Annotated in this window: 5 protein-coding genes; 1 reads left to right on the top strand and 4 read right to left on the bottom strand. The window is 42.6% G+C overall.

Going from position 1 to position 14,166, the window contains the following annotated elements:
• Positions 1–4: 4 nt before the first annotated feature.
• From MKX35_RS30580 to MKX35_RS30570, 3 genes are all read right to left on the bottom strand, one after another.
• A complete protein-coding gene (locus MKX35_RS30580) occupies positions 5–847 on the bottom strand; it encodes a sugar ABC transporter permease (protein WP_042186333.1) in 843 nt (280 codons plus the stop codon).
• Positions 844–2,157, bottom strand: a complete 1,314-nt coding sequence (locus MKX35_RS30575; protein WP_042125830.1) for a sugar ABC transporter permease — start codon at positions 2,155–2,157, stop codon at positions 844–846. Before MKX35_RS30575 ends, MKX35_RS30580 begins: the two co-directional genes overlap by 4 nt.
• A 107-nt stretch (positions 2,158–2,264) precedes the next feature.
• Positions 2,265–3,599, bottom strand: a complete 1,335-nt coding sequence (locus MKX35_RS30570) for a sugar ABC transporter substrate-binding protein (RefSeq protein ID WP_076284192.1) — start codon at positions 3,597–3,599, stop codon at positions 2,265–2,267.
• Between the two features lie 867 nt (positions 3,600–4,466).
• Here MKX35_RS30570 and MKX35_RS30565 point away from each other — a divergent pair.
• A complete protein-coding gene (locus MKX35_RS30565; RefSeq protein WP_076300000.1) occupies positions 4,467–6,212 on the top strand; it encodes an alpha-glycosidase in 1,746 nt (581 codons plus the stop codon).
• Between the two features lie 168 nt (positions 6,213–6,380).
• Here MKX35_RS30565 and MKX35_RS30560 read toward each other — a convergent pair whose 3' ends face one another.
• Positions 6,381–13,898 carry a pullulanase gene (locus MKX35_RS30560; RefSeq protein WP_076300001.1) on the bottom strand — a complete coding sequence of 2,506 codons (7,518 nt, stop codon included), beginning with the start codon at positions 13,896–13,898 and terminating at the stop codon, positions 6,381–6,383.
• Positions 13,899–14,166: the final 268 nt, after the last annotated feature.

Here is a 14,166-nt window from a genome sequence, read left to right as displayed (position 1 = left end):
ATTGTTACCCCTTACTAGCTCCTGCAGTCAATCCATCAACAAGCAGACGTTGCAAGAATACAAACAAAATCATAATTGGAATAGAGATCAGAACAGCACCGGCAGAGAACAATGTAAAGTTAGTGTTTTGGTTCGAGTTAACCATATCCCACATTCCGACTGCTACGGTCCAGTTCTCCTTTGTCCGCAAAATAAGTCTGGCGAAAATGAAATCCACCCATGGGCCGACAAACTGAGTCAATGCCATGTAAGTGATCATAGGGCGTGACAAGGGAAGAATAACTCGCATAAAGATCCCGAAATTACTCGCCCCGTCTATTCGAGCCGCCTCATCCAAAGAACGAGGAATCGTGTCGAGGAAGCCTTTGGCGATAAAGGTTCCCCCCAGCGGCGCCCCGGCAGCATAGACGATAATCAAGGCAATATGCGTATCCAGCAAATTAAACTCCTTAAGGAGCATATAAATGGCAATCATACTCATAAAACCAGGGAACATACCAAGGATCAGAACCGTAGATAACGCTGTTTTACGCGCTTTAAAACGGAATCTGGATACAGCGTAACTGGTTAACAAGGTAAGAACTACACCGATAAGCATGGAGAATACGGCTATCTTCAATGTATTCGCATACCAAGTTCCAAACATATAGCTCGGTGATGTGAACAATTCTCTGTAGTGATCGAAGGTGAATTGCTCAGGGATAAACGTTTTACTGTACAGTGATTTACCAGGTCGGAAGGAAGCAAATAGAATCCAGAGGGCCGGATAGAGTGCCGCTATCGACAAAGCAATCAAGATGATGTAACTACCACTTAAGCGAATAAAGTTCGCGATCTTTCTGCTCATTGGATCATATCCTCCTCTTTGAATGATTTCGTCCGGCGGTAATTGTACAGGGAGAATGATGCAACAATGATAAAGATAATAATCCCTATTGCCGAAGCCATGTTGTTTTTATTCTGATCAAGTGTTAATTTGTATAGCCAGGTTACTAGCAAGTCCGTGGAACCGGCATATTGATAATCACCATTTACAGGACTACCGCCTGTTAATAGGAAGATCGCATTAAAGTTGTTAATGTTACCTGCGAATTGCGTAATTAAAGTAGGCGCTGTGGAGAACAATACCATCGGTAACGTAACGATACGGAACTTCTGATAACCTGATGCTCCATCCACCTCAGCGGCTTCATACATATCCCGAGGGATTGTAGTCAGTACGCCCATAATAAGTAACATCGAGACTGGAATACCAACCCACATATTAACAATAATTACGGTAACCTTAGCCCAGAATGGATCTGTCAGCCATGGCAATCCGCCCATTCCAAAATACCCGAGGTATTGGTTGATCGGACCGAATTGACCGTTAAATAAATTGCGCATGAGCAGCAAAGAGATTAACTGTGGTACTGCGTAAGGTACAATCAGTATAACTCTCCACATTCCTTTGAAACGAATACCTTTTTGGCTCACCAATAAGGCTACCAATAGTCCTCCGAAATATGTAGTAATCGTTGAAAGAACTGCCCATATAATCGTCCATGTTAATACACCATAAAAGGTGTGGCTCCATGTTTTGAGAACTAATAAATTTCGGAAGGTCTGAAATCCAACCCAGTCAACCAATTTAGCGGGTGGAAGATGATCTGGTGCGGAATAGTTCGTAAACGCCAGCAGGATCATGAAGATGATTGGCATGATCGTAAAGAATAGAACACCAATACCCGGCAAGACCAAGAACGTCTGAGCGAACTTATAATCCAGTATATAGCGAACACTTTGTTTAAAGGTGTTTGCCTGAAGACCGTTATCGCGTTTCTCTCCAGTCTTATAAGCATCTTTAATGTTCAAATACCAAGCGAGGATTATGATGATAAGCATTAGAATGGTGATCAAGCTTTGAATCAAAATATAAATCGAGTGATCCCCAGCTACCATCTTAGCGATGCCTTTTACTTTTACCAAACGGCTAGGGTTCTCTCCTAGTGTGACAAAACCCCATAAAGCAGTAGCAAGATTCTGAATAAAATAATAAACAGCGGCGGCTTCTACAACTAAAAACATGATTCCTTTGATGAATTGGCGGTTATATATTTGTCCCAATCCCATGAAAATCGTCGACAGTACTGCGGCCCTCGTGCGATGTCGCTGCATTTCGCTTCCGTTCTCCTCTCCGAGTGAAAATAAGAAGCTGCCCTCCGCTAAACATGCGACGGGCAGCTTGATTCACTGTATGCTGTTAAGACTGTGATTTATGATCCTTATTGCGATGAACTGTTGTTCAAATCTTTGATTTGTTGAACGGCTTTGTCCATAGCTGCTTTTGGATCCACATTTTTATCCCAAATTTCTGGAAGCGCTGCATTTACTGGGCTCCAAACGTTACCCATTTCAGGGATAGAAGGCATTGGTTGGGAGCTCTTAGCTTGTGCTGCAAAAGCGGATACAAATGGATCATTAACGATTTGTGGATCAAGAAGCGCTTCGTTGTTTGTAGGAACAGAACCGATCGTTTTGTTCAGTAACAATTGAGCGTCTTTGCTTGATGCAAAATGAGCGTACAATTTAGCAGCGTTCGGATATTGAGTAAACGAGTTAACTGCGAAAATTTTGATACCAGAGAATGTAATAGCTGTTTTGCCATTTACTGTAGGGATCGGTGCGATACCAAGGTTATCTCCAAGAGCTGCTTTGTATCCTCCAAGCTCCCAAGGACCAGTGATATCCATCGCTACATCACCTGAGTTGAACAAGCTGCGTTTGATATCAGCGTTGATATCTCCGCTCTTAATTGGCAATGCTTCTTTCATTTTCACAAATTCTTTAAGTCCTGCAACAGCTCCATCATTAGCAAGTCCGATATCGTCTTTATCTGTACCGTCTTTACCGAACAGATATCCGCCATCGGAAGCGATAAACATGTAGTTGAAGTACAAGTTTCCTACTTCCCACATAATTCCGTATCTGTTCTTGGATTTATCTGTGAATGTTTTGCTGAAAGCAAGAACATCGTCGAAAGACTTAGGTGCTTCTTTAACAAGTGATTTATTGTAGAACAATGCATAAGTTTCTGCTGCTCTTGGGTAGCCATACAATTCGCCTTCATACGAAGATCCAATAATCGAAGCTTCAGTATTGCTAGCTTTTGTTTCTTCACCGAAGACATCGTTAGGAAGAACCAAGCTCGCACTTGCTGCTTTACCTAAGTTGTCGTGAGGAATAAGGATAACGTCTGCTGCTAATCCTGAAGGACCATCTTGCGTAAGTTTAGTTACTTGATCTGGTGGTGCCAACTCTTCAATCTTGACTGGAACGTTATATTTTGCTGTGAACTGCTTAGCAATTTCGTCTGCGAATGGTCTTTCTTCCTTACTTTCCCATACAACTAGAGTCGCTCCATCTTCAGGTACAATCTCTTCTGTCGCTGCTGCATCTGTGCTCTCTGGCGCTGCAGTCTCTGTAGTGTTGTTAGCAGCATTAGTAGCTTTTGCTGCATTGTTTCCCCCGGCATTCCCATTGTTGCTCGAACCACACGCTGTAACGGACAGTGCCATAGAGACAGCAGCGGTGATAACCATCACTTTTTTTAACTTCATTACTTTAACCCCTCCCAATTTTAAAAAAGCATAAGATGATAAAATAGTAGAGCAAGAAATTTGCGCAAACGATTTCAGAAAAGCTAAAAAAAAAGTTATTCTTTTAGCTCGCTCCTTCTTGAGCTGCATTTCGCAGTGCAAGAAAGCGCTTCATTCATGAATACATCATACAACAGTATCGTTTGTTTTTAAAAACGTTTGCACATACCATATTTGACCATTTTCCATTAATTGATAAACACTATAGGCATTTATCTCCATTTTTCACATGATATCTTTTAATTAGTCGATTATTCATGTGTTTAAAAATGGAATTGCTATTTTATTTGCCCCTGATATACCACAAATTCACTTTTCCAGTAGATTTACAATTATCGGGCAGTAGAAACGCTCATATACTCAAGTGAAAATTTGTGCAATGGTTTGAACAAGAGTATTGAAAGCCCTTTTATTCCATGCTATAATCCAAATCGTTAAGAGGCAACCCAACATGAATCATTGCATCTATTGTCTGCCTCCTGTTCTATATAACTAAAAGGCAATGTTACTTATGAAAGGTACAACCTCGGACAAGCTACTTCGCGGCGGTTGTGCCTCTTTGTTATGTGCAAGTTTGTCTCATCATTTGCGCATGTTGCATAAAAAACTGTGCAACCAATAACAATAGCGACATTCTAAAACCCACACGCAGTAATCAATTGTTCGGGAAAGTATCGCTCACAAAACTTAAGCGTATGCTTTCGAGGTAGTTTTGCCGAAGCTGGTCAGGGAAGTATCGCTTACAAAACTTTAGCGTATGCTTTCGAAGTAGTTTTGCCGAAGCTGGTCAGGGAAGTATCGCTTACAAAACTTTAGGAGGACTTATTCATGTTACTGGAAGCTGTGTACCATCGCCCGCGGTTAAATTGGTCTTATGCCTATAATGAGAGTACGATTCACTTGCGTCTCCGCGCTAAAAAAGGGGATTTAACAGAAGTATTTGCTTTTGCAGGGGATAAGTACACTTGGGATACCACGAAAGAGCTAATCCCCATGACCCTCTTCACCTCTGATGCGATGTTCGATTATTGGGAATGTGCTTCAGTTCCCATCTATCGCCGATTGAAATACGGATTCTTACTGCAAAAGGATAACGAGAAGGTTTGGATGACCGAAAATGATTTTCAAACGAACCGGCCAGAAAATCCAAACAAGCTTTTCGAGTTCCCATTTATTAACCCTGTTGATGTGTTCACTCCACCTGCCTGGGTAAAGGATGCTGTTTTCTATCAGATCTTCCCTGAACGCTTTGCAAATGGCGACCCTAGCCTTGATCCAAAAGATGTTCAGCCATGGGGAGCAGAGCCAACACCAACCAACTTTTTTGGCGGCGATCTGCAAGGGGTTATTGATCATCTGGATCATCTTAACGAGCTTGGCATCAATGCTATTTATTTCACACCACTCTTCACTGCAACTACTAATCATAAATACGATACAGAAGATTACATGAAAGTTGATCCGCATTTCGGGGATATTGCAACGTTAAAAAAACTCGTCGAACTCTGCCATAAACGTGGTATTCGTGTGCTGTTAGACGCAGTATTCAATCACTCCGGTGGAACCTTCGCTCCATTTTTAGATGTTCAGGAAAAGGGAGAAGACTCCATTTACAAAGACTGGTTCCATATTCGTGAGTTTCCGCTTCAAGTTGTAAACGGGATTCCTACTTATGATACTTTTGCCTTTGAACCACATATGCCAAAGCTTAATACCGAACATCCTGAAGTTAAAGAGTACTTACTGAAGGTCGCTGAATTCTGGATTACAGAAGTTGGAATCGATGGTTGGCGCCTCGACGTAGCCAATGAAGTAGATCATGATTTCTGGCGTGAATTCCGCAAGGTGGTAAAGCGCGCTAATCCGGAGGCCTACATCCTTGGAGAAATCTGGCATGAGTCTGCTCCGTGGCTGGAGGGTGATAAATTCGATGCCGTCATGAACTATCCCTTCACTGATGCTGTCTTAGACTTTTTTGTTCATGGTAACCTTGATGCAGAGGGGTTTGCCAACTCTATTGGTAGACAGTTATCGCGCTACCCACTGCAAGCAAGTGAAGTTGCCTTCAATCTGTTAGATAGTCATGACACTCCACGCTTACTCACGCTGGCTGCTGGGGACAAAAATAAAATGCGATTAGCTGCACTATTCCAGTTCACCTTTATGGGTACTCCTTGTATCTATTATGGCGACGAGTTCGGAATGGACGGTGAAGGTGATCCAGGTTGTCGTAAATGCATGGAGTGGAACCCTGAGAAGCAGGATCGTGATCTGTTCGAATTCTACCGTCAGCTCATTCAAATCCGCAATGAGCAACCTGCACTTCGTACGGGGACATTTACTTTCTTAGAGGCAGGTCGACAAGGCAGTAAGATAGCCTATGAGCGCCGATTGGATCTTGAGACTATAGTTGTACTGATCAATAGCGAAGAGACCGCTCAAACGTTCCGTATTGACGTAGACGAGCGAAATTGGGAGAACTTGTTCACGGCCGATACAGTGCGTGCTGAGCGTGGCAAGCTGAACGTGAAGATGCCTGCTTATGGTTTCGCTATACTTAAAGCAATCAACTAGATTTAAATGCCTTTGGCCGTATAAAACATAACAAAACAGGGTATCTCACTAGCTATGATAGCTGTGGGATACCCTGTTTTCTATTAGAGATGACTAAGAATGACTGTCACATTACTAGCCAATTACTAATACTTCGGTGCACTAACAATCAGCACACCGAAGTCCAGTTTACTTGCTCAGTAGTGTATAAATAATCTGTGCGCTTTCGGCGCGGGTCATCCACCCTTTTGGAGCAAATTGATTGTTCTCTCTGCCTTGGAGAAGCCCTAGACCAGCTGCTGTCTTCACGTAGCTATCTGCCCACTTGCTAATGCTAGATGCATCTGCAAATGTCGTGACACCCACTGCTGGTTCGATCTTCTTACCAGACTTCACTTCAAGCGCACGGATCACCATAATAGCCATTTCCTCACGGGTAATGGAAGCATTCGGCGCAAAAGTATCCTTGCTTCGACCACTAACAATGCCCAGCTTAGAAGCTGTTGCTACGTATGATGAATACCATGCATCTGACTTGATATCAGTAGATTGAACCGGCCCTTCCGCATTTAAACCAAGTGCACGAACTAGTAATGCGGTAAATTCCGCACGACTAACATTGCTCTTCGGATTAAATTCGGTTGTCGTAACTCCTGAAACAATTTGTTTTGCAGCAAGAGACTGAATCGCATGGAATGCCCAATAAGTAGTTGGAACATCCTCAAACGACTTCACAATCTCTAATACGGCATATTTACTAAAGTGCGTGACTTGTGTAGATATCACATCTCCATTCAGCTGTCCACCTACGTACTCAAGCTCGCCATTATCGCCTAAATAGTAGATCCCCAATAGATCTTTATTCGATTGACCTTTAATCTTAAACGATATCGTGATTGGCTCATCGAACTTCTTAACTACAATCCGGGTACCATCTTTCTTCAGAATGCTAAGTCTCAGTTCAAACACATCGGAAAGCGAAGTTACGGTTCCCACCTCTTTGTTTAAACCATCGACTAATGCTTTTGTAGCAGACTGGACCAATGGTTTCAGCTCCAACAGGATTTGAGCACCTTCCGCATCCACACCTGAAGCTAAACTTGGTATTGTGCTTAACAGTTTGTTAGGGATAGTAACTAATAGATCCCCCACTTTAAATACTAGATCATTAGATCCCAATGTTTTTGCTGCTTGCAACGGTAACAATACCGCTGTCTTACCTGCAGCAATATCGATTTGTACCTTTCCATCTTTACCATTCTTCAAACTGTCCTCACTGACAACTTGCATATCAGCAGGAGTTGTTGGGCTAACTACAGCACCACCTGAGGTTGGTGTTGGTGTCACTTTAGATACAGCAGCTAGAATAACCGTACCCCCATCATCTCTACCTGGTAGATCAATGTTTACTTTTTGATCTTCGGATACCGTGTATGTTTTACCGCTGTACTCATCCTTTACAGATGAATTGGCAGCAAACGGTACTGGAATCGTTGCGGATTCCTCACTTGTCTTAGTGTTAATAACCGTCACGACGTTCTCATTATCGTAAGACTTATTGAAGGCTAAATAACCTAAATCATCTGAACCTGCCAGCTTCGTGCGCGTCCCTTTGGAATACACTTTGGAGTATTTTGCGCGGATATTCAACAGCTTCTGATAATGATCATGAAGTGGCTTTTCTGCAGTCAACTGATCCCAAGGCATATCTTTACGGTTCTCACTGAACTCACCTTTAGACATGTCTCCTGCATTTTTGCCCGATTTCCCCAGTTCTTCTCCGTAGTAAATGACTGGCTGTCCCTTGGCTGTGATTTGCAGAGCGGCTGCGATTTTCAGCTTGCCTTTATCTCCATCCACATAATTAGACAAGAAGCCATCCTCATCATGACTACTCAGGAATTGTGCCATCATCTTCGTGTTATCAATCTTTAACTCTCGTTCCTGCAAATAGGAATCAACACTGTTAACTTTACCATCAGTAAAGTCTTTCGCAGCATCATTAAATCCAAAATCAAGCAGTCCGTCCATCTGGCCAGTTTCGAGCATTCCACCATTGCTATCAATGGTTCCGCCAAAGTATTCACCGGTCATTTTGAAGTTTGGATCAATTGAAGTCAGTGCATTTTTAAATGCTTTCCAAGTTGTATCTTCTACATGTTTGACTGTATCCACACGGAAATAGTCAATCGTATCTCCACGTTCCGTCCGAGCGTTATCTAACCACCCTGTTTGCCAAGCGATAATTTTTTCACGAACGGCTGGATCTTCCGTTTTGAAATCCGGCAATCCTGCAAGCTCGCCTTTGATTGGATCTGTATCCGCGGATACACCATCCGTACGAAGCATTCCTTCAAAACGTGCTTTATCCTCAGCTGTAATCGTCGGCTCTTTATCCTCAACCTTTAAACCGTAGCCCGTATGATTGAGTACAACGTCGACCATGATCTTGATGCCCTTGTCATGTGCCTTTTCGATCAATTCCTTGAAGGTCTCCATATCACCAAGATGCTCGTCGAGCTTTGTAAAGTCCTTGGCCCAATAGCCATGATATCCGTATTGTTTGAAGCCATCCCCTTTATTAAAATCAATATTATCTACAATTGGCGTAATCCAAAGCGTGTTAATACCAAGTTCTTGCAAATAATCGAGATTGTCGATCATTCCTCGGAAATCACCACCGTGGTATGCTTCCAGTTGATCTTTATCTACATTCTCATTATTTGTTGGATCTCCGTCTTTGAAGCGGTCTGTAAGCGCGAAGTATATACGAGCCTCATCCCAATCAAAATCCAGCTTATCACCTGTGTAGGTTCTCGATTTTACCTCGAGTTTAGCATTTTCTTTATGTGAATTTCCGTACTGGTCCACGAGCGTAATCGGAATATTTTTGATCCCCGCTGACACCGTGTCCTTCACAGCAACTGTCTGTTTCATCAGCCCCGTATCCAGCTTAACTTTGCTTGGTCCACCAAGATTGGTTAAATCCATGTATCCCTCTGAATATGTTACCTCCTCTGAAGTCACTACATTGATGGTTACAACCGCATTCTGATTAGATGTAACTGCTTCCGGATTCACGGATGTCGTAATCTTAACGTCAGGAATATGATACACAACAATAGATTCATCATTCACTGTATTCTTAGGATCTGTAAATTCAGTAGTGATTCCGTTTTTCGTGATCAAGAACGTATACTTATACGTACCTTCTACTAAATCAGTCAACGTGAAAGTGAACCACTCGTTAGCGGAATCATAAACCATTGGATATGTTTTTCCATTCACTTTTACTTTTGCAGCTGTGATCGCATCCATATTTCCATTACGGAACAAGGCATCATCGCGATATCTAAAAGTAATCGTTCCATCCTTAAGGATAGGACCGCTAATACTTGGTTTGATATCAAACTCCTTCACCCCGCTAGTTACATTCACTTTAGTGAATAATTCACCAGGCGTCAGCGGAATGATACGGTCATCCCCGTAGGGGTCCTTAATCGACCAATCGGTACCTTTACGAAGGACGAACCCTACACTTGTCGCATTCTCAGCAACCTCAATCAAAACACTCGCTGTGCCATTCTTAAAGGTTGTAAAATCAATCTGATCATTTTTCACTCCTGTATTCCAGACCCAGATGTTCCAATCCTTATAATCCTTATCACTACGGGTATAATTGAACAGAACATATCTCTTATCCGTAACCTTAACTGTAACGGTTGTAGAAATACCGCCATAAGTGATGGTAATTACAGCTGTTCCATTACCAATTGCCTTCACTTGACCTTTATTGGTTACTGTAGCCACTTCAGGCTTATTGGAAGTATAAGTAGCCAATTGCGTAACATTTCTTCTGCTGTTGTCGTCGTACTTCGCAAAAACAGCTGTTTGATGCGTATTGCCTGCTGCCAGCGTGTAGCTTGCACTATCGGTCTCTATAGAAGTAAGCGTAGCGGCTTCAGCTTCCATTTTGATAATCACTGCAGTCAAAGGATCTAGCTTGATTGAACTCGCATTTAAAATGAAACCACTCTGTTGACTAACCGCATTAACACCAGCTTCATCATTGTCAACAAGCACTTGACCACTCGTCAAATCCTCCGATAAAGTCAGAGTTCTTTCTGTGCTATCGCCATTCATGAAGACATAATAGATACCTGTGCCATCAGTAGCTTTGTTTGAATAGCCAATGACAAGATCATCAGTCTTCATTTCTGGTGCAGGAATTAGGTTAACATTGGAATCAACCAGATCCTTATCGCCCAATCGGAATGCATCGGTAGACTTTCTTAATTCCATCAGCCCTGACGTATATTTTCTTGTCGTGTTCTGTACTGGGAATTGTGACTCATCCGTTGCTTTGGTCCAATCAAACATGTTGACAGCATCCGAAGAATCATACGAATCATGAATAAAATAACCAAAGGATTTGCCTTCACTATCAAACATTTCAGTGTATTTATCCTGAGGAACCGAAGTGCTATTCCATTGCTTGGTACGCCCATATTCCTGGCCTGCATGAATGAAGGCAGTGCCTTGGGAGGTTAGAACAAGCATGTTTCCAAGTCTAATCCGTTTCTGGATTTCAAGCTCATTCTTCTCAATGGCAGGATCTTTCTTGATCGTTTGTGCAATAACATCGTGCAGCGTCAGGTTATCATGCGCTTCGATGTACGGAACGATATCACCTGGATCATCAGCAGGCGTATTTGAGGGCTCCGCCTTAATATTGTTAAAGATTGTCGCTATTGGACGCGCTCCGCCTGTAATAAATCTAGGTTGACCTTCGGAACCATAACCAGATTTCAATTCATTGCGGAATTCGTCAGAGAAAACACCGACGCTATCCGTTTTATCCATCCAGTCCTGATCTGCCCCTTTTCCAGCAAGGGAAGGATCAGCTGCGGCACCGCCGAATGTTCTCCAGCCTTCACCGATAAAAAGTGCCTTCGGATTAATTTCTGCCGCGGCATCATAAGCATTCTGAACAGCCTCCGCTGTCGCATCGCCCATCATATCCCAGCGCATTCCATCTATCTTGTACTCTTCAAACCAGTATTTCACGGAATCAACCATCAACTTCTCAGCCATTTTATGGTTAGTGGCCAGATTGTTTCCGAAACCTCCGATAAAGTTGCCATTTGCATCTTGGAACGCGTAGTAATTAGGTACGATGTCGTTTAAGAATTCTTTTTTAGCCATATGTGTGTACACTACATCCAGAATGACACCCATTCCAGCTTCATGTACGGCGTCAATCAAACCTTTTAATTCTTTAATCCGTGCCTCAGGATCAGCAGGTTTCTGCGAATAAGCACCATCTGGAGAGAAGTAGTTGTGAGGATCATATCCCCAGTTGTATTCATTGTTTTTAGCGGAATATTCTGTTTCTCTAGTCCCCATCTTCGTCTCATCCCCGTAATACCAAGCCATTACAGGAAGTAATTGAATATGAGTTACACCGAGAGATTTAATATAATCGAGCTTCTTTTCAAAAGCGCTATAAGAGCCCCATCTTTCGCCACTCAGACTATCTTCGATCGATACATCGGATGTAAAGTCTCTGACGTGGACTTCATAAATGATTGCGTCCTCGCGTTTTTCGTAGCCTTTAATATCAGCATAACCAAAGGTATCCGGGTTCGTCTGTCTTAAATCAACGATAGCCGCTTTACCGACTGTATCCCCGCCAGCACCAGCTGCACCTGTGGTATCCATAGTAAATACCGCCATTGATTTAGCATAAGGATCAAGGACCTTATTGGTTACACCGTCATTCGTCACTTCATATTGATAAAAGAATCCTCTTACATCGTTTGTAGTCGTGCCTGTCAAATCAGTCGGCTTTAAGTCCACTGACCAGACTCCTTGCTCACCGCTCGTTAAGTCAACACTGCCCACAAGCACGTTGGAGTCATTCTTATCGTACACATTTACGACAACCGAGCTAGCTTTAGGAGCCCACAATTTTAACGTGGCTGTTTTGTCAGCGTTGTACGTAGCCCCTAGATCATCTCCTGTATAATTGTACATTTCATCAAGCATTCTCCAACCACTAGCCGCAGAGACCGTTTTACCTGAATAAGTAACGCTAAGCGGAACTTTATCCAGATCAAAGGCTTTTGTATCAACTTCAATTGAAGTTTTGCTAGTAATGGTTACAGCCGATACAGGAATAGCAACACCGTCTTTATCTTTAACGGTAATCTCATTCTTCAATGCTGCTGCATCCAAGCCGTCAGTTAACGTGAAGCCAAGAAGGATTTTGCTTGTCGATAACACCTCAGCGGACACTAAACCGATAGGTGTTTCACCAAATGGAGATACATATACATTGTTGTCTCCTTCTTTTATCCACAGCTGGTTGTAACGATCCAGTAGAGTAAATCCTTTGTCACCGCCGTCTTTATTATCGCCATTCAACGGGTTCACTACTAGAAACCCAATTTTTTTCGCAGCTTCTTTCAATGGAATATCAATATAAGCACCAAAGCGACCTACTTGATCTGCTTGGAATGGAACTGCATCTTTAGGCCAATCCTTAAGTGAAACTGCAACATCTTCCCACAACCATAATCCATACTGACTTTGATTGGAATCTGATCTCATATAATGGATCCGAACAGTATTTGCCGGAAGCTTAACCGGTTCATAAGGCGTAACTACATCAGAACCTTCTGTGATCCATACTTCATTAGTTTGTGGAGTACTAATCGAGAAGTTCTTGTCTCCTCCGTCTTTCTCCCCACTTGCACGCTTAAGCGCGATGAATGAGATCTTCTGAGCTCCATCCTTAATCGGCACATCAACATATGCTCCATAGGAATCCATTTGTCCATCAGGAAAAGGGGTCGCACCCATAGCCCAATCAACAGAAGGGCTTACAACATCACCCCATAGCCACAATCCCTTATCAGAGTAATCACTAGCTTTGTAGTGAACACGGATGTGCCCTGCTGGAACAGGTGTAACCTCTACAGGTCCCGAAGGAATTTTATATTCCGCAGTTACACTATGATCTCCAGTGTTGTACTTGAAGGTTACCTTAAGATCTAACGGTAGGCTCAACGCTAGATCGCTTTCTGGATAAGACATATCCTCTGCTTCTGTGACTCCTGGAACAGAAACCTTATATGTGTAATCTCCCTGCGGCACAGTAACAACTGTACTGTACACACCATCAAAATCAGGATCTGATAACGTGGACAACGCCTCTGCTGGCAGGTTTCCTGTCAATCTTGGCAGTTTATCCGCAGCAATTGGCGTGTAGTACGTAGAATCAGCTATTTTATGAGTGATGTCATTATAATAAAAGGTTACAGTCGTTTCTGTTTCTAGCTTGATGTGGATATCGCCTTTATTATTAACTCCATTAGGATTGGTGTAATTTCCGTAGCCATAACTCTCATCAAAACTATCGTTCAGAGCAACCTTATAATTATATTCTCCTGCTGGCAGAGTCCCAGTAAAAGAATACAACCCATTGTCTGAGTAAGTCATTTGGGTGACTACTGATGTCTCATCCCAATCCTTGCCGGGATTTTCCGCCCCAGTAGAAATAAACTGTGATTGCAAATCACCGACCAAAACTACCTTTGTCGTTTCTGCTGAAACCTTAACTGGGTGTAAGCCGAGACTGGAGAACACAAGAGCAACGATCATGAAGATCGCGAACGTCCTCTTACCCCATAAATTTATTTTCATTTTTGTAAAACCTCCCATAATTATGAATTCCCTTTGTGCAAGCGGATACATAATTTCTCGAACCCCGCCAATTATTCTGAGGTTATGAAATCATGCGTCTTCCTTCTGTGGTTGGAGAAGGTCTATGTGTGCGGCTCGTCAAACCAGATTAACAGCATCACCATCCTTATCAAAGTAAAAGAACATCACAAAAATCATGAAATCAGTGCAAACGTTTGCAATAAGTCGTGCACAAACCTAAGTACATAAAATTCATTCCTTAACACAA

Source organism: Paenibacillus sp. FSL R5-0923 (genome assembly GCF_038009145.1).
Taxonomy (GTDB): Bacteria; Bacillota; Bacilli; order Paenibacillales; family Paenibacillaceae; genus Paenibacillus_AQ.
The sequence above is the reverse complement of the archived record's forward strand: the minus strand, read 5'-3'. Positions and strand labels throughout refer to the sequence as shown.